This is a genomic window from Heyndrickxia sp. FSL K6-6286, from assembly GCF_038630395.1.
In the GTDB taxonomy this organism is placed as follows: domain Bacteria; phylum Bacillota; class Bacilli; order Bacillales; family Bacillaceae_C; genus Heyndrickxia; species Heyndrickxia oleronia.
Genome location: NZ_CP152029.1, coordinates 633,808 through 656,973, shown reverse-complemented (window position 1 = coordinate 656,973; position 23,166 = coordinate 633,808). Strand labels below are relative to the sequence as shown.

General features: G+C 38.7%; 23 protein-coding genes. 13 read left to right on the top strand and 10 right to left on the bottom strand.

What is annotated here, in order from left to right; genetic code table 11:
- Positions 1-666: 666 nt before the first annotated feature.
- The 3 genes from MHI39_RS03565 to nagA form a co-directional block, all read right to left on the bottom strand.
- Positions 667-1,377, bottom strand: coding sequence for a GntR family transcriptional regulator (locus MHI39_RS03565; protein ID WP_216384379.1), 711 nt, complete (start codon positions 1,375-1,377; stop codon positions 667-669).
- Positions 1,378-1,440: 63 nt separating this feature from the next.
- The gene (gene nagB, locus MHI39_RS03560) at positions 1,441-2,157 is read right to left on the bottom strand and encodes a glucosamine-6-phosphate deaminase (protein ID WP_071974683.1); all 717 of its coding nucleotides are present in this window, start codon (positions 2,155-2,157) and stop codon (positions 1,441-1,443) included.
- 2 nt (positions 2,158-2,159) lie between these two features.
- Entirely contained in the window at positions 2,160-3,308 is a 1,149-nt protein-coding gene (nagA, locus tag MHI39_RS03555; RefSeq protein ID WP_342540686.1) for an N-acetylglucosamine-6-phosphate deacetylase, read from the bottom strand.
- Between the two features lie 285 nt (positions 3,309-3,593).
- Between nagA and MHI39_RS03550 the strand changes: the two genes are divergently transcribed.
- Together MHI39_RS03550 and MHI39_RS03545 are read left to right on the top strand one after the other, a co-directional pair.
- Positions 3,594-4,529 carry a LytR family transcriptional regulator gene (locus MHI39_RS03550; RefSeq protein ID WP_058005199.1) on the top strand — a complete coding sequence of 312 codons (936 nt, stop codon included), beginning with the start codon at positions 3,594-3,596 and terminating at the stop codon, positions 4,527-4,529.
- 70 nt (positions 4,530-4,599) lie between these two features.
- A complete protein-coding gene (locus MHI39_RS03545; RefSeq protein WP_058005200.1) occupies positions 4,600-5,400 on the top strand; it encodes an AraC family transcriptional regulator in 801 nt (266 codons plus the stop codon).
- 94 nt (positions 5,401-5,494) lie between these two features.
- Here MHI39_RS03545 and MHI39_RS03540 read toward each other — a convergent pair whose 3' ends face one another.
- Together MHI39_RS03540 and MHI39_RS03535 are read right to left on the bottom strand one after the other, a co-directional pair.
- Positions 5,495-5,983, bottom strand: coding sequence for a hypothetical protein (locus tag MHI39_RS03540; protein ID WP_058005201.1), 489 nt, complete (start codon positions 5,981-5,983; stop codon positions 5,495-5,497).
- Positions 5,984-6,414: 431 nt separating this feature from the next.
- The gene (locus MHI39_RS03535) at positions 6,415-6,912 is read right to left on the bottom strand and encodes a DinB family protein (RefSeq protein ID WP_058005202.1); all 498 of its coding nucleotides are present in this window, start codon (positions 6,910-6,912) and stop codon (positions 6,415-6,417) included.
- Positions 6,913-7,055: 143 nt separating this feature from the next.
- Here MHI39_RS03535 and MHI39_RS03530 point away from each other — a divergent pair, with 143 nt between their 5' ends.
- A complete protein-coding gene (locus MHI39_RS03530; protein WP_235813370.1) occupies positions 7,056-7,523 on the top strand; it encodes a hypothetical protein in 468 nt (155 codons plus the stop codon).
- 116 nt (positions 7,524-7,639) lie between these two features.
- Here MHI39_RS03530 and MHI39_RS03525 read toward each other — a convergent pair whose 3' ends face one another.
- Positions 7,640-8,776, bottom strand: a complete 1,137-nt coding sequence (locus MHI39_RS03525; protein ID WP_058005203.1) for a zinc-dependent alcohol dehydrogenase — start codon at positions 8,774-8,776, stop codon at positions 7,640-7,642.
- A gap of 189 nt (positions 8,777-8,965) precedes the next feature.
- On the opposite strand from MHI39_RS03525, the gene MHI39_RS03520 reads away from it, so the two are divergent.
- From MHI39_RS03520 to MHI39_RS03505, 4 genes are all read left to right on the top strand, one after another.
- The gene (locus MHI39_RS03520; RefSeq protein WP_342540685.1) at positions 8,966-10,420 is read left to right on the top strand and encodes an alanine/glycine:cation symporter family protein; all 1,455 of its coding nucleotides are present in this window, start codon (positions 8,966-8,968) and stop codon (positions 10,418-10,420) included.
- 140 nt (positions 10,421-10,560) lie between these two features.
- Positions 10,561-11,238, top strand: a complete 678-nt coding sequence (locus MHI39_RS03515; RefSeq protein WP_216384392.1) for a response regulator transcription factor — start codon at positions 10,561-10,563, stop codon at positions 11,236-11,238.
- Positions 11,235-12,620 carry a HAMP domain-containing sensor histidine kinase gene (locus MHI39_RS03510; RefSeq protein WP_342540684.1) on the top strand — a complete coding sequence of 462 codons (1,386 nt, stop codon included), beginning with the start codon at positions 11,235-11,237 and terminating at the stop codon, positions 12,618-12,620. Before MHI39_RS03515 ends, MHI39_RS03510 begins: the two co-directional genes overlap by 4 nt.
- 32 nt (positions 12,621-12,652) lie before the next feature.
- Positions 12,653-13,534, top strand: coding sequence for an extradiol ring-cleavage dioxygenase (locus MHI39_RS03505; RefSeq protein WP_235813371.1), 882 nt, complete (start codon positions 12,653-12,655; stop codon positions 13,532-13,534).
- Positions 13,535-13,554: 20 nt separating this feature from the next.
- Here MHI39_RS03505 and MHI39_RS03500 read toward each other — a convergent pair whose 3' ends face one another.
- The 3 genes from MHI39_RS03500 to MHI39_RS03490 form a co-directional block, all read right to left on the bottom strand.
- The gene (locus MHI39_RS03500; RefSeq protein ID WP_058005207.1) at positions 13,555-14,379 is read right to left on the bottom strand and encodes a hypothetical protein; all 825 of its coding nucleotides are present in this window, start codon (positions 14,377-14,379) and stop codon (positions 13,555-13,557) included.
- Positions 14,376-14,867, bottom strand: coding sequence for a CBO0543 family protein (locus MHI39_RS03495; RefSeq protein ID WP_212945406.1), 492 nt, complete (start codon positions 14,865-14,867; stop codon positions 14,376-14,378). The genes MHI39_RS03500 and MHI39_RS03495 overlap by 4 nt, the downstream gene beginning before the upstream one ends.
- A gap of 105 nt (positions 14,868-14,972) precedes the next feature.
- Positions 14,973-15,404, bottom strand: coding sequence for a DUF2935 domain-containing protein (locus MHI39_RS03490; RefSeq protein ID WP_058005209.1), 432 nt, complete (start codon positions 15,402-15,404; stop codon positions 14,973-14,975).
- A 152-nt stretch (positions 15,405-15,556) separates the two neighbouring features.
- On the opposite strand from MHI39_RS03490, the gene MHI39_RS03485 reads away from it, so the two are divergent.
- The 6 genes from MHI39_RS03485 (at position 15,557) to MHI39_RS03460 (ending at position 22,184) form a co-directional block, all read left to right on the top strand.
- Positions 15,557-16,207, top strand: a complete 651-nt coding sequence (locus MHI39_RS03485; RefSeq protein ID WP_342540683.1) for a hypothetical protein — start codon at positions 15,557-15,559, stop codon at positions 16,205-16,207.
- 1,295 nt (positions 16,208-17,502) lie between these two features.
- Positions 17,503-18,687 (top strand): IS256 family transposase, encoded by a 1,185-nt coding sequence (locus tag MHI39_RS03480; protein ID WP_071975458.1) that lies wholly within the window; start codon positions 17,503-17,505, stop codon positions 18,685-18,687.
- Between the two features lie 824 nt (positions 18,688-19,511).
- Entirely contained in the window at positions 19,512-19,775 is a 264-nt protein-coding gene (locus MHI39_RS03475) for an excalibur calcium-binding domain-containing protein (RefSeq protein WP_058005211.1), read from the top strand.
- Positions 19,776-19,924: 149 nt separating this feature from the next.
- Entirely contained in the window at positions 19,925-20,509 is a 585-nt protein-coding gene (locus MHI39_RS03470; RefSeq protein ID WP_259548835.1) for a DJ-1/PfpI family protein, read from the top strand.
- A 12-nt stretch (positions 20,510-20,521) separates the two neighbouring features.
- Complete coding sequence (locus MHI39_RS03465; protein ID WP_259548834.1) at positions 20,522-20,662, top strand: hypothetical protein; 141 nt, start codon at positions 20,522-20,524, stop codon at positions 20,660-20,662.
- 436 nt (positions 20,663-21,098) lie between these two features.
- On the top strand, positions 21,099-22,184 hold the full coding sequence (locus MHI39_RS03460; protein WP_342540682.1) for a nitric oxide synthase oxygenase: 1,086 nt from the start codon (positions 21,099-21,101) through the stop codon (positions 22,182-22,184).
- A 370-nt stretch (positions 22,185-22,554) separates the two neighbouring features.
- Here MHI39_RS03460 and MHI39_RS03455 read toward each other — a convergent pair whose 3' ends face one another.
- Positions 22,555-23,157 carry a nitroreductase family protein gene (locus MHI39_RS03455; RefSeq protein WP_071975023.1) on the bottom strand — a complete coding sequence of 201 codons (603 nt, stop codon included), beginning with the start codon at positions 23,155-23,157 and terminating at the stop codon, positions 22,555-22,557.
- Between the last annotated feature and the right edge of the window lie 9 nt (positions 23,158-23,166).

Sequence of the window (23,166 nt, the reverse complement as noted above, 5' to 3'; positions counted from 1 at the left end):
TACATTCTAGTTTGTGTGGATGAATATCAGCTTCAAGTATGACCTCTGACACACATTTTTCGCTGTTACCTTTAAAAATCTGTCTCAAGTACGGCTTCTGATACACATTTTTGCTTTTGACCTTTGATAATCTGTCTCAGGCATGGCTCCTGACACACATTTTTCGCTTCTCCCCATGATAATCTGTCTCAGGCATGGCTTCTGACACACATTTTTCGCTTCTCCCCATGATAATCTGTCTCAGGCATGGCCTCTGACACACATTTTTCGCTTCTCCCCATGATAATCTGTCTCAGGCATGGCTTCTGACACACATTTTTGACCTTTACCCATGATAATCTGTCTCAGGCATGGCTTCTGACACACATTTTTGCTTTTTACCTTTGATAATCTGTCTCAAGCATGGCCTCTGACACACATTTTTCACTTATCCCCATGATAATCTGTCTCAAGCACAGCCTCTGACACACATTTTTCACTTATCCCCATGATAATCTGTCTCATGCATGCCCTCTGACACACATTTTTGACCTTTACCTTTGATAATCTGTCTCAAGAATAGCCTCTGAGCACACATTCTTCCCTAAAAACCCATGTTTAGCACACATCCCCCACTTAACCCAAAAAAATGTACCTCAAGAATAAATCCTAAGGTACATCTTCTAATCATAGGTAAAATTTAAATCGGCTACCGGCATACTGTGAACGGACGTATTCGAGGGGAACGCCGTTTTTTAGGTAGGCGACACGCTCTATTTGCAGGATTGGGGAATCAACTGGGATGTCTAATTGACTTGCCGTTTGTTTATTTGCGGCAATGGCCTCGATTGATTGCTTCGCATCTCCCAATGGGTAGCCTTTTTTCACTTCGATGAATTCATAGAGTGATTGCTGAATATCCTCTTTTGTTAGCCCTTCAGCCAATTTTACTGGAACAATTGAGGTTTCAATCGCAATCGGGATTTCATCGCCCAAACGAATTCGTTCAATATGATAGACATCTGTATCAGCATCAATGTTCAACTGATGTGCCTCTGTTTCAGTTGGCTTTCTAATATAGAAATCCGTAATATTACTGGCCGCTTTCTTCCCTCGTTGTTCCATTAGCTTAGTAAAACTGGTGATTACCTTTAGTGGCTGTTCGACCTTTTCATTACTAACATAGGTTCCACTGCCTCGTTTACGAGTGAGAATTCCTTCATCAACAAGGCCTTGTACTGCCTGCCGAATGGTCATTCGACTGACTTCGAATTGCTCCGTTAAAATTCGCTCAGATGGAATGGCCTCGCCTTTTTTCCATTTTTGTTGCTTGATGTTTTTTCTTATATGTTCTTGAATTTGATAATAAATCGGAATCGGTGATTCTTTATTTATCACTGGTATTCCCCACTTTTTTATTAGGTTACTTCAAGAAAGAAGGGCCCGATTCTCACCAAGCTATTAACAAAGAGCCTTTAATAATGATGCTGCTTCAGTATCTGCAAGGACAACCACATTTGGGTGCTTTTGCAGAACAGATGCCGGACAGCTTTCATCAACTGATCCCTCGAGCATTCTTTTCACTGCTTCAGCTTTGTTAGCTCCGAAAGCTAATAGGATGATTTTTTTTGCTGCCATAATGGATTGAATCCCCATTGAAAGAGCATGGGTCGGAACATCTTCTTCTTTCTCAAAAAAGCGTTTATTTGCTTCACGAGTGGATTCTGTCAATTCCACGACATGTGTTAATGAATCAAAGGAAGTGCCTGGTTCATTAAAGCCGATATGTCCATTTTCGCCAATCCCTAGGATCTGAACGTCCACTGGATGATCTTGCAGAATGGATTCATAATGTAAGCATTCTTTCTCTAGGTCCTCTGCCATCCCATTCGGTAAAAATGATTCTTTAAAATTCATGTGAGAAAATAATTCTGTGTTCATATAGCTATGATAGCTATGTTCATCTGTTGCCTTTAGTCCAACATACTCGTCAAGATTGACTGTAGAAATATTTGATACATCTAGCTTAGATTGACGAAATTTCTCATAAAATTTCAATGGTGTTCCACCAGTGGCAAGACCTAAAGTACGAATGCTGCCTTTTTCAATTCCTTCTTTTATTATATCAAATGCTTTTGCTGCTGCATCATCAACTGTTGTAAAAGTTAAAAGTTCCATGATTATTCCCCTCTTCTATATTGTTTTCCTAAATGATAGGTTTCTTCTACTTGTAAATTTTGATTCATGATTACGAAATCCGCATCCATACCTTTTTTCAGAAACCCTTTATGTTGGAGTCCGAATTCCTTCGCTTGATTGCCAGAGCTCATTTGAACAGCCTCTTCAATTGAGCAGCCAGTAAATTGAATAATGTTGCGGAATGCTTGATCCATCGTTAATATGCTGCCTGCAAGAGAGCCATTTTCCAAGCGACACTCACCGTCTTTTACGATTACCTTTTGTCCGCCAAGCTCTGATTCCCCGTCTGGCAGGCCTTTTGCTCTCATTGCGTCTGAGATAAGGACAATTCCCTTAGCCCCTTTTATTTTGTATGTTAAATTGACCATATCGGGATGAATATGAATCCCGTCTCCAATAATCTCTGCTTGAATATGTGAAGATAATAATGCATGCCCTGCAACACCTGCTTCACGATGATGAAGCCCGCGCATTCCATTGTATAAATGAGTAGCATGGGTCGTCTTACTCTCTAGAAGCTCTGCGCGCACAGCATCCGTATGTCCCATTGATGGTACAATTCCATTTTCGATCATGATGTTTTCAAACTCACGTGCACCATTTTTTTCAGGTGCATACGTAACCAATTTGATTTGCTCCCCTGATGCATGATGCCATTTTAAAAATAATTCGATGTCTGGGTCTGAGATAAATTCAAGAGGTTGCGCACCTGCTCTTTTTTCAGAAATAAAAGGTCCTTCTAAATGAACCCCTTCAATCGTCGTTCTGCCGGACTCTTTCGCTACTTTTACTGACTTAAGTGCCGCTTCAATCGCTGGATAATCTTGAGTAATCGTTGTTGCAAAGAAAGAGGTAACTCCTTCCTTAAGCAGTTGTTCACTCAGGAAAACAAGTTTTTCAGGATCCGCATCCATGACATCGACTCCATAGCCACCATGGATATGTACATCAATCATCCCTGGAATCACTAATTTGCCTGAAGCATCGATCTCTTCTATATTTTGATTCGATTGATAGTCATTCATCGATCCAGTTTCTAAGATTTTTTCCCCTGCGATACGTAAAAATCCATTGTCTATGATTCCTTCACCAGTATAAATTTTTGCATTGATTACCACTTTTTGTTCCAATGCAATCACCTCATTTTCCGTGTATTTTAGGAAATAATAAATTTATCTTGATACTTTTTATATAGTTGTCTATACCAATTATGGTATGTATTTTGGTTATTGTCAATGAATGAATGGTGATATACACTAATAACTTTTTCCCTTTTTATTATGGCTCGTTTCGTATAAAGTGTTGCATCGATTCTTGCCTTAAACGCTTGCAAAAAAAATTTCATACACAATTGACAGATTATTCGGTAATCTTACGATAGAAAACAGAAAATAATCCCTTTGGAGGAATGCGTCATGCGTTCAGATCGGGCAAAACAGAAAAGAAAAAAGAAAAGATGGATAATCGTTGGAGTTGTTTTGCTGTTATTACTAGTTGGAGCTGGAGCATACGCTTACTCCATTTACCATTCTCTAACGAAGGCAGTAAATACTATGCACACCCCTATTAAACGAGAAAGTACTCGGGTGGAGGAAATTACATTTCAAAGGCAAGACCCTTTCTCTGTTCTAATGCTTGGTGTTGATGAACGAAAGGGTGATCGCGGACGATCAGATACAATGATTGTTCTTACGGTTAATCCGAATCCGACGTTCAAATCCGTGCAAATGCTCAGCATCCCTCGTGATACACGGGTAGAAATCGTTGGAAAGGGAAAAGAGGATAAGATTAACCATGCCTATGCATTTGGTGGTGTGGAAATGTCCATGGATACAGTAGAAAAATTTCTAGATATACCGATTGATTATTATATTAAGGTGAATATGGAAGGCTTTAAAGATATAGTTGATGCACTCAATGGAATTACTGTAAATAATGATTTAAATTTCAGCTATGAAGGCAACCATTTTAAGAAAGGGCAAATACACTTAGATGGCAAGGAGGCTCTTTCCTTTGTCCGCATGAGAAAAGAAGATCCTCGCGGAGATTTTGGCCGCCAGGAACGACAACGCCAGGTCATCCAAGGTGTAATTAGTAAAGGAGCGAGCTTTACATCCTTAACTAGATTCAATGATGTGTTTAAAGCCCTAGGAAAAAACGTAGAAACAAATATTACTTTTGATGAGATGAAGTCTATTCAAAAGTATTATAAAGATGCACGTGAAAAAATTGAGCCCTTTCAACTAACAGGGCAAGGGACAAAGATTGATGGAATTTACTACTTTATTGTACCTAAAGAGGAAATTCAAAATGTACAAAGCCGGTTAAAGAAGCACTTAGAATTGCAATAGGTGTCTGGTACCATTTATGCATGTAACTTATCTGCATAATGGTGCCGACACTCATAAGAGGTGAATATTGTTGGAAACGAATAATCAAAAACCAAGTGGGTTGCTTAATGTACAGACGGGAAAAGAACATTTTTCACTTGATTTGTATCCACCTTCACCAGAGCTTAATCTATTTATCGAACATTATTGGATGGTAAATTGGGATTTAAGGGGACAGAAACCTTATCTGTCCGAAAATCTCCCACAACCTTCTGTACATCTTGTATTCGAGAAGAACCAATCTTCTATTTACGGTGTAGTCATGGAAAAATTTTCAATTCTTCTCGAAGAAAAAGGTACTGTTTTTGGGATCAAGTTTCGTCCTGGTGCTTTTTATCCTTTCGTCCAAATGTCAATGGATCATTTTACAGGACAAGCCATCCCTTCTCAGGATATTTTTGGCGAGGTTATGAATGAATTAGAGAGTGGTATCTTTTCCCTTACTGATCAAAAAGAAATGATTAATCTTGCGGAATCATTCCTTTTTTCCATAATACCTAACAAAGATGAAACACTTCTCCAAATTCACGCGATTATCGAAAAAATGAAATCTGATCCACTGATCAATACAGTAGAGGATATTTCTGAACATTTTCATCTCTCGGTACGAACACTCCAAAGATTATTTAAAAAATATGTAGGTATTAGCCCAAAGTGGGTGATCCGACGATACAGGCTTCTTGAGGTAGCAGATCAGCTTTCAAATGGTCACCCTCAACCATGGCAGCAATTAGTAGCTGACTTAGGTTATTATGATCAAAGTCATTTTATACGAGATTTTAAAAGCATTGTTGGGCGTTCCCCTGAGGAGTATATCCGAAAGTCAATATAATAAAGCAGAGACAAAAAATGGATGAACATTAGATCGTTTACCAAATATAGACGAGACAAAATGATCATCTCGTCTTTTTGTTCTATTCTTTTCACTAAAAAATTTCATTTCCAATTTTCGTATCTCGTTCCTCATTCTCTTGGATGATTTTTAGTTCATCATTTTTCGAAATGGTTAAATTCCCCTTTTTTTCTACTACATTTGAAGCTTTTTCATCATAAAATTTAATTTTTAATGTGTAATGATAATTGATTGTTCCATCATTATTCTCATTTACTTTTTTTAATTCTACATCTTCTAGTTCGATACTTTTCTTGGTTTTTTTTGAGATTTCAGGAGCTATTTGAAATAAACGATTTAAATGATGCTTTTCTTGAAGGTCTTTAGATAGGTACTTACTTACTTTTTCTTCGATGTTGGATACATCTGGAGGAGAATTGGGGTCTGTAACTGTATACTGTTCGATTTTATATTGCTTAATAAACTTTTCAACATTCTGCTCCTTTACCGTAGCTTTACTACATCCCATTAAACTAATGAGTAAAAAACAAGATAAAATGAAGCCAAAACACTTTTTTTTCATCTCTTCCCTCCTTTGTCTTTTATTAAGGCTCTTTTCTAAACCATTACTGCTAATGAAATAACTAATGCTGAACACGGCTGAATCCTTTATTGGGTGTAGAAGCCGACTGTTAAGCTTTTTACTAAACAGCCTTCATTTAAAATTACGTACCACCATCCAAGAAGTTTCATTTCTTTCGATGGAAAGTTAATAAAGCGTAAAATAATCCCCAATTCATTCAAAAATGTACTGGGGATTAGGGATTCTATCATTTGCTGCTTTAAAAATGGAGTTAAATCAATAACCCGATCCTTCCATTTCTTTCGCCATAGTAACTAGCTTATTTATCGTTTTCCAGTTACGCGTCGTAGCGGGAACACTCAATTTGTGTAGGTTGGTAGCTAGCTTTGAATCACGTACACTTTTCCTCTTAATAGTGCTAATAAATCCATTTAAATATATGGAGTTTGTCCTTTATCCTTCCAATCATCAAATGTGGGACCATATATGCCAGGCGGTCGTAATCCCGCTTGACGCATGAGCACGGTCAGCTGTCCGCGATGATGGACTTCATGCTGCACCAACAGATGCAATGATTTCGCCTTAGACCATTCCTCCCCATTGACTTCCTGGGAACTTTGCAAGTCAACATCCTTCCATTGTGTTTCCACTGCATCGACCAATGCCTGTGATACCTTCTTATATTCATCTGCGATTTTTTTTGCAGACGAGGGTGCTCTTTCTTCCCCATCCGGTTTTTCGAATTGAAGCTCAGCGCTTGACAAACTTCCAATAACCCAGACTAGATGCCAAGCAATCTGTCCTAATGTACGGTGTCCTGGTGTTATGGACTGCTGCAATGACTCATCCGTTAGCACATCCAATAAGTGGCTTGTAGCTGCTGATTCTGCTTTCCATTCTAAAATAAATTCATCAATTGTATGATACATTCCTTTTATCCCCCTTACAGTTTGTTCATACTTAAAAATTTAAATCATTTAAACAAAACTGTATTGTAAAAACGCGACAGATTCACTGTAACTTCTTCCGGTGAAAGAACGTCTGAATTTGTAAAGGGGGATAAAAAACACAGATGATGATGAGAATGGGTCTACTTTTAATATTGTTATTTAGTTTAGCAGGATGCTCGAGTGAAGAATCAAAACATAAGGATGCACAGCCACCAAGTGCCTCGATTCATATAGGAGAAAAAAACTACAAGACGAAATTGGGGACATATTGTTGGTCTTCAAACAATAAAGGAGTTTGTGTGGATACAGCAGGTCCTGTAGAGCTTCTAAAAGATCAAAAACCCATACACACCAAACCTGGGGAAACCATACAATTTGTAATGGATTATAATCCACAGCCTAATCAATTTCATGTTGTACAAATCAATAAGAACGCGGAGCTGGAAATTCCGGTTAAAAACAATCAATTTACCGCACCTACTCAAAAAGGAATTTATTATTATTCCTATGGAGTATGGTGGATGGATAAAAAAGATAAGAATTTATCACATGGTGATGCCTTCTATGCATTTGCCATCGAAGTTAAATGATTCAGTGTCTGACACAAGGTTCTTTTCCCAAGCATTTGATTTCAACGAGAGAAGAGCGGCTAGGTGTAAAAGCCGGCAGTTAGGCTTTTACACTAGCAACCTGCCTTCATCTCGTGTTAGGGTTTAAGTACTACTTTAATACAATTGTCTTCTTTTTCGTCAAAGACAGAGTAGCCATATTCTGCTTGATCGAGTGGTAATCGATGGGTGATGATGTCCGTTGGATCAAATGTTCCTTTAGTAATATGTTGATATAGCTCTGGGATGTAGTGAATAACGGGTGCCTGTCCCATTTTTAAAGTAATATTTCTTGCAAAAAAATCACCTAATGGGAATTGGTTATAACGTGTCCCATATACCCCTACTAATTGAACAGTTCCACCTTTTCTTACACATTGCGATGCCATAACAATTGCCCCCATCGCTCCCCCTTGTAGCTTTAATGCGGATCCAATTGCCTCAAGAACTGTCTTTTTTCCGTCCAGGCCAACACAGTCAATAACGACATCGGCTCCTCCTTTTGTTAACTCCTTTAAATAATCACCTGTGTTCTCTATTTTACTAAAATCAACTATTTCTACATGATTTGTTTTCTTAGCATGCTCCAAGCGATAGTGAATGTAGTCGACGGCTATGACTCTTTTTGCTCCTTTCATCCAAGCAAACTTCTGAGTTAACAGTCCAACAGGACCACACCCTAAAACGATAACCGTATCTCCTTCTTTGACACCTGCCGAGTCCACTCCCCAATAGGCCGTAGGGATAATATCGGACAGGAATAAAATTTTTTCATCCTCAAGCTCGCAATCTTCAGGAACGAGGAAAGGAGTAAAGTTTCCAAATGGTACCCTAAGATATTCTGCTTGACCTCCTGGGTAGCCCCCAAAAGTATCTGAATATCCGAAGTACCCTCCTGCTTCACCATGTGGGTTTGATTGATCACACTGACTTTCTAAATCATGCTGACAAAACCAACACTGCCCACAGGAGATATTAAAAGGAACAATTACCCTGTCCCCTTTTTTGAGTTTGTTTACAGCCGGTCCTACCTCTTCTACAATCCCCATTGGTTCATGACCGATAATAAAATTATGTGGCATATTGGGCATCATCCCATGAACTAGATGAAGATCGGAACCACAAATTGCTGTACTTGTAATCTTGACAATGATGTCATCGTCTTTATGAATAGTCGGTTCCGGAACATCCTTCACCTTTACATCTTTAATTCCTTGATAAGTTACAGCCTTCATCAAAGTACCTCCTTTGCTAGATCAATTTTTCAAAATTAGTTTCCCCATTATCCTTTTCTAGCCGCATTCCAATTTTTAACCTGCAATATATTGAATACTTTCAATTTTTAGATTGTTCTATTTATTCAATTCCCATATAATTTATGTCATGGGGAATTACTCCTCTAAAAATACTCAAGGGGGATGAGGATGGATAAATTTGTCGGATGGTTAAATGAAGTACTTTGGAGTCCGCCGTTAATTATTATTTGTATTGTAGTTGGGTTGTTTTTTTCATTTGCGACCCGTTTTTTACAATTGCGGCTAATTCCAGATATGTTAAGGCAAATGTTTAAAGGAAAAAGCTCGGATGCAGGAATTTCATCATTCCAGGCTTTATCTGTGGCTTTATCTGGGCGTGTCGGTACCGGAAATATTGCCGGTGTTGCTACCGCTATAGGGTTAGGAGGACCTGGTGCCGTTTTTTGGATGTGGCTGATTGCCTTTGTTGGCGCTGCTACAGCTTATGTTGAATCTACTCTTGCTCAAATCTATAAGGTAAAACAAGATGGTGAGTATCGTGGAGGACCAGCCTATTATATTGAAAAAGGGACTGGTATGAGATGGTATGGAATCGTATTTGCTGTTGCAACTATTATTTCATTAACCTTTCTAATGCCTGGTGTACAAGCCAACGCGATTGCTGAAGGACTTAATAATGCATTCGGGATGAATAAAATTCTAACGGCAACGATTATTGCTGTATTACTCGGAATTATCATTTTTGGTGGAGTCAAAAGGATTGCGGGTGTTGCTCAATTTGTCGTTCCTTTCATGGCTCTCGGTTATATTATTGTGGCATTAATTATTATTCTTATGAACTTTTCAGAAATTCCTGCGGTATTTGCTCTTATTTTTAAAAGTGCGTTCGGTGCTGAAGCTACATTTGGGGGAATAATTGGTTCTGCGATTTCCTGGGGCGTTAAACGAGGAATCTACTCAAATGAAGCGGGACAAGGAACAGGTGCCCATGCTGCAGGTGCTGCCGAAGTTTCTCACCCTGCCAAGCAAGGTCTTGTGCAAGCATTTTCTGTCTATATTGATACTTGGTTTGTTTGTTCAGCAACTGCATTTATGATTCTATTTACTGGTATGTATAGTACAAAGGCTCCTGATGGAACCTATCTTGCTAATAAAATGGGAACAGCTGATCCTGGTCCACAATACACACAGGCCGCTGTAGAAAGTGTATTACCGGGATTTGGTTCTGGATTTGTCGCTATTTCTTTATTCTTTTTTGCCTTTACAACTATTATGGCCTATTACTATATGTCAGAAACAAATGTTGCTTATCTAACGCGTGGAAAAAATAATCGTTGGGCTATTTTAGCCATTAAAATTGTTAGTATGGCAGCAGTGTTCTATGGCTGTGTCAAAACATCTGAAGTGGCATGGGCGTTTGGTGATACAGGACTAGGAATTATGGTATGGCTAAACATTATCGCCATATTGATCCTAATGAAGCCTGCTCTCGTCGCCTTGAAGGATTATGAACGGCAAAAACGAGAAGGAAAAGATCCAGTTTTCGATCCTGAGCCACTTGGCATCAAGAATGCAGATTACTGGGTTGAAAAGAAAACCGAAGATAAGCAAGAAGTCAGCTAATAGGTAGTCTAATTGGGGTCAGACTCCACACAATTGTGTTGTGGGGTCTGACCTATTTTTATGTTTTTTTCATTTGATATCCTGACAACAATCAGCCAAAATGAAACTATTGAATACATACACTGGTAGGTGCTTAGTAAATGTTAAATATTTTAATTGTGGATGATGATTCTCATATTCGCGAGCTTTTAAGACATACGCTGCAATCGGAAGGATACTTTGTTTTTGAAGCAACGGACGGAAATGAGGCATCACAATTACTCACTAAACAACAGATTCACTTAGCGGTAGTTGACGTGATGATGCCCCATAAAGATGGATGGCAGTTAACTGAAGAGATTAGGAAATACTATGATTTCCCTGTTATTCTACTAACAGCGAAGGATCAACTAGAGGATAAAGAAAAGGGTTTTTCAGTTGGTACAGATGATTATTTAACCAAACCGTTTGAGCCAAAGGAATTGCTGTTTCGTATGAAAGCATTATTACGTCGATTTCAAATGGTGAATTCCGAAAAAATCACACTAAATAATATTGTTATTGATCGTAAAAGCTATGAAGTGCATTGCAACAAAAAACAGCTGATGTTGCCGATGAAGGAATTTGAGTTATTGGCACAACTCGCAAGTTATCCTGACCGAATATTTACACGCGACGAATTAATTCAGCTTATATGGGGACATGATTTTGAAGGGGATGAGCGGACAGTAGATGTTCATATTAAACGGCTACGAGAACGCTTTAAGAATCATATGAATGACTTTAGTATTAAAACGGTACGTGGTGTCGGATATAAACTGGAGGTCGCCAAGCAGTGAAAACACTTTATTTACGAATCGTCGTCACGACAATCGTTGTGATGATATTCAGCAGTCTACTTTCCTTTTTCCTCTCCAATGCTTACTATCATTTTTATTTAAAGCCTCATAATGATGAAAAGGTAACGAGAATGGCTAAGGATATTCAATCCTATTATCAGAACCATTCCAGTATAGATATAAACCAATATTTGTCCCATATCAGCCAGTTAGGATATCAAATGTATTTAGTCGCTTCTGATGGAAATGGGACCTTCTATGGTGGTGATTTTCGAAAAAAAGAATTGGATCAAAATATTATTCAGGATGTAGTTAGTGGTAAAACATATCATGGAATCAATCAATTTCCTTCTAAACTGTTCGTGACGGGTTTTTTTGATAATGTCTTAAAGAATACAATTGGGGTTCCTGTAATCGTTGACGGAGCTCCTCATGCCCTTTTTATTCGCCCAAATCTTGAAGTCCAGTTTGGAGAAATGCGGATCTTTTTTGCCATTTTACTAACTTTTACTATTCTACTTAGTGTGATTTTTGTCGTGATTAGCACTAGATATATTGTAAAGCCAATCAGTAAATTAACAGAGGCCACCAAGAAGATTGCAAAAGGAAATTATAATATTCAATTACAAGTGCATCGGCGCGATGAAATCGGACAGCTTGCAAGTCATTTTTCCTTAATGACCAAGAGCTTGGAGCAGCTGGAAGCCATGCGCCAGGAGTTTGTTTCTAATGTATCGCATGAAATTCAATCACCCCTTGCCTCGATTCAGGGTTTCTCACAAACATTACAACTAGAAACTATTACGGAGGAAAAGAGAAAGCACTATCTTTCAATCATCGAGGATGAAAGTCGTCGTTTATCACAATTAAGTAAACAGTTACTTACCCTTGCATCTTTAGATAAAGAGGAAGGAATTGTTGAAAAGGATAGGTTCGATCTTTCCCAACAAATCAAGCAGGTGCTGTTTATGACAGAATGGAGCTGGAGAGAAAAAGACATAGCCATTGATATGGAACTTCCATCTGTTTTTATTCATGCCGATCAGAAGCTGCTTCAACAGGCTTGGACGAATCTGATTACAAATAGTATTAAATTTAGCGAAACCGGAGGTACGATTTCAATAAATATCCGTTCAGATAATGAAAAATGTTATATCGAGATATCGGATACAGGAATTGGCATTTCAAAAGAGGATCTTCCACATATTTTTCAACGCTTTTATAAAGCAGATAAATCGCGGATTCGAAAAGAAGGAAGTAGTGGTTTAGGACTGGCTATTACGAAAAAGATTATCGAATTGCATGATGGGAAAATCCACGTAGAAAGCATGTTAGGAAGAGGAACCACATTCTTTATGGAACTCCCTTTAACATCAAATTGATTTTTCCCTACTATTTAAAGGAGTCTCGGCTAATGTTGTCGAATAGATTTGTAAAATATGTTACTGAAAGAGTGATGAGGATGAATCCTTTTGTGTTTGCTTGTATTGCCCCTCATGGTGGTGAAATCATACCTGAATTAGGTGGTACGAAACCAGAAAGAATGAGGCTAACAAGAGATAGTATGATGAAGCTCGGTCATAAAATGCATGATGCTAAGCCAGACACGATTATTGTTCTTACACCTCATGGCACAAGAATTGATGGGTATTTTTCAGTATCTAATAGTGAAAAAATGTATGGATTTGTTGAAGAGAATGATGGATTTTACGAGCTTGAACGGTATGTCGATCGTGATCTAGCACTTGCCATTACAAAAGAAGCAAAGGAGCACAACATTCCTATTGCCTCTATTAATTACGGAACAGCCGCTGGCCCCATTTCCTGCTTGCCACTCGATTGGGGTGCAATTGTTCCTTTATCTTTTATGCCAGATGTACCAATTGTTGTTATCAATCCATCAAGAGACTTATCATTTGAAACACATATTAAGCTTGGCCAAATGATGAATCAGGTAGTCCAAAAATCGAACAAACGTGTCGCTCTAATTGCAAGCTGCGACTGGGCACATGCCCATGATGAGCGTGGTCCATACGGCTTTGACCCCGCTGCAGCACTACTTGATGAAGAGGTTGTTGGATTTATTCGCTCCAATGAGCTCGAAAAAATGGCCGAGTTTGATCAAGAATATATTGATGCCGCCAAACCCGATGGAATTTGGCAAACACTCATTTTAGCAGGTGCTATTCCAAAGGAAGCCCGCAATATTCACCTTTATTCCTATGAGGTTCCAACTTATTTTGGACTGATCTGCGCAGAAATCACATCCAGTCAAACATCCTATCATGTTTACTGATACCATATTAACAAATGGAGTCAGGTGCCTTCTTGGCCTGACTCCATTTGTTTTTTAAATAATTTTACTAATAACAGGTTTGCTAAATGGAGTGGGATCATACAATAAACAGTCCATCTTTTGGCTTTTATCCAGTTGAGACGATATAATAATTGATCCATTAGGTGGAGGGTTCCTAGTCCTAGTGCCCATTTTTTAGTTAGCAATGCAACATAAGCAATCACAGACTGGATCATAAAATATGCTGGTGCAATGATAAAATGCTGATAGTACTTTTTGCTCCATTTTATTCGGATTAAAAACTTTTTTGAGATAGCCACTAATACGAAATTTGTATTCAAATAATTCACCCAGAAGATTAGAAGAACAGTTATTCGCGCTGTCCATTTTTCTGGTTTTCCCTCAAGAAGTAGTGACCACTTTTTTACAACCCAAAAGAAAAAAGGTAAAGATATAAGCGTGTAGATTGTCTTCCACCAGTTTTTCTTGAATAAGCCTAATCGGATAAATAACCATTCAATTCCAGCATATAAAAATGTTGCTCCGAGACTCCATGTCCATTTTTTTTGAAACAAAGCAAGGGCTGTTGCCATAATCGGGACTGTAAATGCTTGAGAGATAATCGCCCCTAAAATCGTATCTTGCCATTTATTGCTAAAAACCTTTGGATAATACTTATAACTCTTCAATATATTAAGTACGAAATATTCGAAAACATAGGCTTGTCCAATGCTTGAAAAGAGCAGAATCCAAGGTTTTTTATCCCATTTTTTCACAAAGGTAATAATCACTAATACAAGATGTAGAAATGTTAAGATCGCATATATCAGTGAGTTTTTCTTCATAATAAGCCTCTTTCATAATGATTACATGCACTTTTTTCTATTTTTACTATCCACTTGTAATATAAATATAATAGGATCAATAAGATCGGATTGAGAATAATGGAATATCCGATATTCCACCAGCCATAATGAAAATATCCCCATGGCTCTGGGAGAAGAGCTAAAAATTCATATCCTAAAGTTCCAATTTCCCATACTAGATAATATAGAAATACTTTCCACCATTTCGCATGATGTGGATACCATTTTATAAACAATACATTTACAGGCGGAACTACAAGGAGATGAGCAAGCAATCCTGAATACTCAATCCCCTTGGTAAAATACCAATACCCATGGTATTTAAATTCAATATATAGATCGAAAATTGTTTGCAATACGAGGGTAAATGCGATAATGTGCACAATTCGATTAGTTGATAGTTTTTTTGCTGCTACTTTAAATGCAATAAAATTAAAAATAATAATTGCAGTAATAAGTCCTACCATAGTCTATCTCCTTTATTTAGATGTTCCCATTTTTACTATGTACGATTCTGTATGAATAATACTTAAGAAAAACGTTTTGGACAAAAAAGAGACCCTTCTAGGTCTCTATATGGACTTACTATATAAAACTGCCTGGGCGATGCCTACAAAATACTCCGATTCATCAATAATGTGCTTCATAACTACTTTTGCCGTTGGATTGTTGACGATTGGTTCACTTTCCTGAATCAGTTGATTACAAAAAGCAATGAATTGCACACTTTGCTCCAAACAAAAAGATACGAGTTTTGTTAGTTCCCGATATAATTCATAAGTAAATGTACCCGTTGTGCGGATGGTTGTTTCAATAAAACGTACCACCCGACCATGTGCCTCACGAAACGCGGTTTCCCATTCAAAAAGTGCATCAAAAAACTCAGTCTCTAAATCTTTCACAAGCTCCCGGATGACGACTGTATGCTCTTCTTCTTGCTGCTTCCAAAACTCGCACTCATCAAGCACGCGTAATGGCATTTGATTTCTATAGTAAAATTGCATGCAATCATTCCTTTCACTTTTTATCCCTATTTAAAGCTTATTACCAGGAAAGAGTGAAAAGAACTACTTTTGTACGGACTTAAACAGGATTTACACTGGAAGATAATGACTGTATAATACAGAAAAATCAAACATTTAACAAGGTGGATGTAATGATAAAAAATAGAAGACTATTTTCTCTCTCTCTTTTCCTACTGGGTTTATATGTTGTACTCATACTGCCATATCCTAACTCTTACTCTTTAGGTGAAACAATTATCCGAAATTGGTATACCCCTGCAAAAACCTATTATGTTACCAATGTTTTATTCCTTTTGGTTCTTTTAGGTTTAATCCTTCTCGGGATCTCACTAAAAAAGTTCCGTTACCGATTGATCATTCTTACAACCATTATAATCGCAAATATCCCACCCACAGTTACTGACTTCGTGCAAAAACATTTTTCCAGTGGAATTTATGCTATTGCTTATGATCAACAGTTGAGTCAATGTCATTTCCAAACAAAAAATAAGCACACCATGCAGGCCCAATGTCAATTGATTTTTGAAAACCACAGCAATGATACTGTCCCTTTTACAATCCAATTTTATAATCATGAAATTAGCGATTACCCTAATGGTTTAACTCTTTTAAAAGAAGCTGGACCCTTTGATGTCCTGGTAAAAGGAAATCAACGGACAAATATCAAAATTGAAAAGGATATTGATATTACTCATTTGAAATATGATAGCTTTAGCCAGGAAATCAGCTCCATCGATATTCGGATCAAGGCAGGTACTAGAACGAGGGATTTTATTAATTAACACTGCAGATCGTTATACATATAGGCTCTTTTCTCAATTGTTGTTATTTAGGGGTAAAGTTTTAATTAGTAAGAGGTAACCAAAGCGCGGGGTTAATGACCCGGTTGGCGGATTTCGAGTGGATTCGGTCACCTTTCGGCGGGATTGGTTACCCGGTTGCGCGATTTCATCCGCACTCGGTCACCTTTCGGCGGGATTGGTTACCCGGTTGCGCGATTTCATCCGCACTCGGTCACCTTTCGGCGGGATTGGTTACCCGGTTGCGCGATTTCACCCGGACTCGGTCACCTTTGAGCTTGATTGGTTACCCGGTTGGCGGATTTCACCCGGACTCGGTCACCTTTGGACATGATTGGTTACCCTATTGCGCGATTTCACGTGCACTCGGTCACCTTTCGGCATGATTGGTTACCCGGTTGCGCGATTTCACATGGACTCGGTCACCTTTCGGCGGGATTGGTTACCCGGTTGCGCGATTTCACCCGGACTCGGTCACCTTTGAGCTTGATTGGTTACCCGGTTGGCGGATTTCACCCGGACTCGGTCACCTTTGGGTCTGATTGGTTACCCGGTTGCGCGTTTTCACCCGCACTCGGTCACCTTTCGGCGGGATTGGTTACCCGGTTGCGCGATTTCACCCGGACTCGGTCACCTTTGAGCTTGATTGGTTACCCGGTTGCGCGATTTCACCCGCACTCGGTCACCTTTCGGCGGGATTGGTTACCCGGTTGCGCGATTTCACCCGGACTCGGTTACCTTTCGGCGTGTTTGGTTACCCTATTGGGGATTTCACCTGGACTCGGTCACTTTCGGGCGTGGTTGATTACCCTGTTCCGCGATTTCACGTGCACTCGGTCACCTTTTGGCATGATTGGTTACCCGGTTGCGCGTTTTCACGTGCACTCGGTCACCTTTCGGCATGATTGGTTACCCGGTTGCGCGTTTTCACCCAGACTCGGTTACCTTTCGGCGTGTTTGGTTACCCTATTGGGGATTTCACCTGGACTCGGTCACTTTCGGGCGTGGTTGATTACCCTGTTCCGCGATTTCACGTGCACTCGGTCACCTTTCGGCGTGTTTGGTTACCCGGTTGCGCGTTTTCACGTGCACTCGGTCACCTTTCGGCATGATTGGTTACCCGGTTGGCGGATTTCACATGGACTCGGTCACCTTTCGGCGGGATTGGTTACCCGGTTGGATTAAGTCCGTATAATTGTGTAAAAAGAAAAGGAGTCAAAATAATTCCTCTTGTCTACAATGTTAACAGCGACGAAAACAATGAGGAGGAAATTATTTTGACTCAAATTCAGTTTAACCTAAATATTGAAGATTTAAAAGACGCTGTAATGAATTCTGATTTAGGCGCAGTTATGAAAGCCTCTGTAGTTCTAGTGTTAAATACGGTGATGGAAAAAGAACGTGATAATTATTTACAAGCTGGGGCTTACGAACGTACATCTGACCGAAAGGACTCTCGGAATGGCTACTATGAACGTGGTCTCCTTTTGAATATTGGTAAAGTAACCTTGAAGGTACCTCGTACACGTAATGGGGAATTTTCCCCATCCGTTTTTGAAAGATATTCCCGGTGTGACCAAGCTTTTGTCCTTTCCATGCTTGAGATGGTTGTAAATGGAGTATCTACTCGGAAGGTCAAAAATATTGTTGAACAATTATGTGGAGAGAGCGTTTCAAAGTCTTTTGTTTCTTCTCTGACAGAAAAGTTGGATCCCGTTGTTAACACCTGGGCAAATAGGCCCCTAAATACAATGTATTATCCCTACATTTTTGCAGATGCCATGTATATCAAAGTAAGGGAACATAACCGTGTTGTATCTAAGGCAGTGTATATTGCGACTGCCATTAATGAAAATAATGGTCGAGAAATCCTAGGTTTAAAAGTAGATCACGTTGAAAGCTATGATGCTTGGCAAAGATTTTTTCAGTACTTACAATCTCGTGGTCTGCAATCCCCTAAACTAATCATATCTGACGCACATAAGGGCCTAAAAAAAGCCATTGCCGAAGAATTTGTGGGGACTACTTGGCAACGATGCACGGTACATTTTAAACGCAACATCTTTAGTCAATTGCCAAAAAAAGACATGGATGGGGTGAAACTAGGATTAAAGAGAATATTTGAAGCTGTAACAGTTGAGGATGCCAGAGGATTCAAAGAGGAATTTTTAAAGAGTTTTGGAGAAAATCCAAAACTAGAAAAGGCAATAGAGACATTGGAAGTTGGTTTCGAAGATGCCATTCAATACTTAAATGAACCTTCGAAATATCACCTTTATATTCACTGTACAAATTCATTGGAACGATTAAATCAAGAGGTTAGGAGAAGAGAACAAGTTATAAGGATTTTTCCTAATACACAGTCAGCGTTTAGATTAATCGGGGCACTTTTAATGGATATTGCTGAAGAACAAGCAAACAAAAAAATAAAGGTAGGGAATGCTCCATACCAAAGAAATTAGAAGATCAGTTGTTTTAGGTATGATGTATGGCCAAATTTCGAATTGACATTGAGCCTCCGCGGGCATGATGTAAAGCCAGGAAGCCAGGAGTTTAACAACCCCCGGCTTGCCCTCCAGGCTCTCATGCCCGCCCCTCAATGTAAATTCGAAATAAGTGTATTCCACTTAACATTATTTTGAGTATGTCGAAATTCATTGTAGACACTTTTACACAATTTTAAGGACTTGACTCCCGGTTTGGCGGATTTCACATGGACTCGGTCACCTTTCGGCGGGATTGGTTACCCGGTTGCTGGATTTCGAGTCGACTCGGTCACCTTTGGGCCTGATTGGTTACCCGGTTGGCGGATTTCACCCGGACTCGGTTACCTTTCGGCGTGTTTGTTTTACCCTTTTGGGGATTTCACCCGGATTCGGTCACCTTTGAGCTTGATTGGTTACCCTATTGGCGGATTTCACCCGGACTCGGTCACCTTTGGACCTGATTGGTTACCCGATTGCGCGATTTCACGTGCACTCGGTTACCTTTCGGCGTGTTTGGTTACCCTATTGGGGATTTCACCTGGACTCGGTCACCTTCGGGCGTGGTTGATTACCCTGTTCCGCGATTTCACCCGGACTCGGTCACCTTTCGGCGGGATTGGTTACCCGGTTGGCGGATTTCACGTGTTCCCGGTAACCAAATTACTTAAATAGTAACACCAAGTCAACATACAACGATGTTGACTTGTTTGAACCCCTCAACTTTATCAAATTTTCTGAATACACTTGATTTCCCCTCTATCTTTTCATTATATTTATCTGTATAAGGGGGTGATTTAATCATGAAAAAACTAGTTTCTCTAGCTCTTGCATGTATTTTAATTTTTGCCTTTGGTTTATCAGATACATCTAAAGCTAAGACGCAAATCATTTCTTATAAAAACTGCACAGAGTTAAATAAGGTATATCGCGGTGGTGTCGCTCAATCTGCATCAGTCAAAAACAAAGGAGGAAAAACTCGCTATACTCCTTTTGTTTCAAAGGAGCTCTACAATAAGAATACACGTTTAGACCGTGATAAGGATTTAATTGCCTGTGAGCGATAAACCTCTTTAAGTTAAAGATACATAATTGTTCTTCTTATTAGAGATCTATAATTGAGTTAGATCTCTTTTTTTATGCCTATTCCCTTTTTACCATCCCTTCTAAAAAGGAATTCTCCCCTCTTCACCGAAATATATAAAGGGGTGATCGAATGAAAAGAAAAGCATTACTATTTATTTTCGAGGGATTCTGTGAGTTTGAAATTAGCACAGCTATTTCAATGTTAAGAAGCACTCATGACTTACATACAATTGCCTTAGCTAATCATGCGTATCGGTCTGAAGCAGGGCTAAATGTACATCCTGATATGACTCTAAAAGAGATTGATGGAGCGGATTACGACGTTCTCATCATACCAAGTGGTGATTTAAAGCCTATAGCAGAAGCACATGAATTGTTTCGCTGGGTTGCTAACTTTGCTGAACAAGGTAAAATTATTGCTGCGATTTGCAGTGGTGTATATGTTCTAGCAAAATCAAAGGTCTTGCAGGATATCCCTTACACGGTAACTTTAACAAAGGAGCAACGAGAGTTTTTAGGAGGATTTCAAGAAGAGAATTTTCGTTACCAGCCCTTTGTCGTTCATGGACATATTCTTACTGCGCAAGGGCATGCCTTTGTTGACTTTGGAATTGAATTAACGAAAATGATTGGCGAGTTAGATAAGGAGGCAATTATGGATCTTCATGACTTTTATCACGGAAAGAAGAATCGCCGGATGGAAGAGTACAATTAAGGAGGTTTTTCGATGCAAAATCCATTTCATCATTTAGCGCGAGCCGTTTTTATCCATGAGAATAAAATACTACTTGCTCAAGCAAAGGGGATACAAACACCTTCCTCCCTGGTGGTCATATCGAATTTGGAGAAAGTGCCAAAGAAACTTTAAAAAGGGAAATTCAAGAGGAAATGGGTATTGATTGCACACCAGATCATTTTCTTGGATTAATCGAGCATAAGTGGGAGAAAAAAGGAATACTCCATTGTGAAATTAATCAACTATTTGAAGTCAAAAGTAGTGAACTTTCCCTTGATATTAATCCACCATCTTGTGAACCCCACCTCTCTTTTTTTGGTGTGGTATAGAGGAATTAGAGAAAGTAAATTTACAACCATATGTATTACGGGATTTAATTAGAAACTATGTGAATGGTGATCAAAAATTATGGTGGCAAGTACATTGGCCGAAGAGATTAACGAAGATAATAAAAGCTGAATGGAGATTCTGACATAAAATCATCATATCTATCTTGGATTCTCCCTTGTTTTGTCGATTCGGATTTTCTATGATGAAAACAATAGGATTGATCATAGGAGGATCCACTTTGAACATAGATATTCTTACAGAAGCAGAAGAATTTATTCGTACATACTACAAAGAAACGAATAAAACGGACGATCAACTCGAACAAAGACTGAATGAAATCCAACGGGAGATTCAAGAAAGCGGGCATTATTATCATACATATGATGAATTAGACTACGGTGCAAAAGTGGCATGGCGGAACAGTAATCATTGCATCGGCAGACTATTTTGGGAAAATTTACAGGTCATCGACCAAAGACATCTAACTACAGAGAAAGCGATATATGCTGCTTTACTTGAACATATTGAGTATGCAACTAATAAGGGGCGAATTCGTCCAACGATTACGATTTTCCACCAGAAAACAAAACATCATTCTGTCCGAATCTGGAATCATCAATTAATTCGTTATGCAGGTTACGAAACAGATGATGGCATAATCGGGGATCCAGATTCCCTCGCATTTACTAAAGCTTGTCAAGATTTAGGTTGGGAGGGTAAGCACACTCCTTTTGACGTATTACCTTTAGTCATTCAAATCGATCATCATTCCCCAAAATGGTTTGATATTCCTAGCGAATTGATTCTTGAGGTTCCTATTCGCCATCCGGAGCTAGAGTGGTTTGAGGACTTAGGATTAAAATGGTATGGCGTTCCTATCATTTCTAGTATGCGTCTTGAAATTGGTGGCATCACATATTCTGCCGCCCCATTCAATGGCTGGTATATGGGAACAGAAATTGGTGCGCGTAACCTTGCAGATGAATCTAGATATAATATGCTCCCCAAAATTAGTGATCTAATGGGTCTGAATAAGCGAAGCAATACCTCTCTTTGGAAAGACCGGGCATTACTTGAATTGAATACTGCTGTACTGCATTCATATAAAGAAGACGGTGTCAGTATTGTGGACCATCATACAGCAGCAAAGCAGTTTAAACGATTTGAAGAGAATGAAGTTGATGCGGGAAGAACCCCCACTGGAAATTGGGTATGGCTCATACCACCTCTATCACCTGCAACTACTCATATTTTTCATAAGCCGTATAAAAATGAGATTAAAAAACCAAATTATTTTTATCAACCTGTTCCATTTGCAAAATAAGCTGGATTTACATTAATTTGTGGACGATAATTTCAAGTTTGTGGATAATTGAAACTTGTGATTATGGTCCATTCTTTTTTGTAATAAATTTTTGTGGATAATCAATTTTTAAAAATTAATTGGTCTTGTTTTTGTGGATATATATTTGAAATTAAGATCTACTATTCCAGTTTTGTGGATGAGATCTTCTATTTTGTGGATTATATCACCTAATTGATATAATTTATTCGTTTATTTGAGGATTATTAACTTTCTATTGTGGATAATAGTTTCCAAAATTGAAGCATATATCCAGATTTGTGGATTATATTGTGGATACTATAAAATTCACAAATAAAGGAGCATAGCCGTTAGGTATGCTCCTTATCTATTAGTTATAAAATTTCACACGATCTTCTAATGGTGCGAATTCTTTGTCACCTGCTGGTGCAGTTGGTTTACCAAATGGCATTTGAGCAATTAGCTTCCATCCACTTGGAATGTTCCACTCTTTTTTCACTTCATCATCAATAAGTGGATTATAATGTTGCAATGATGCGCCAAAGCCTTCAAGCTCTAATGAAGTCCAAATTACATGTTGAAGCATTCCGTTTGATTGTTGTGACCAAACTGGGAAATTCTCTGCATATAATGGGAATTGCTTCTGTAATGATTCGATTACAGTATTATCTTCAAAGAATAATACTGTTCCATATCCACTACCGAAAGCATTCATCTTGTCTTGTGTAGAACCAAAGTTTTCAGCCGGAACAATTTTTCTTAATGTTTCTGTTGTAATATTCCATAGTTTTGTATGATTTTCACCAGTTAACACAACCACTCTTGCTGATTGTGAATTAAATGATGAAGGGGTATGCTTTACCGCATGATTAATCACTTCTTGAATTCTTTCATTAGATACTACCGCTTCACTGCTGATTCCATAATAAGAACGTCTATTTTCAATAGCAGAATAAAAATCTTTGTTTGTCATTGTATCGTC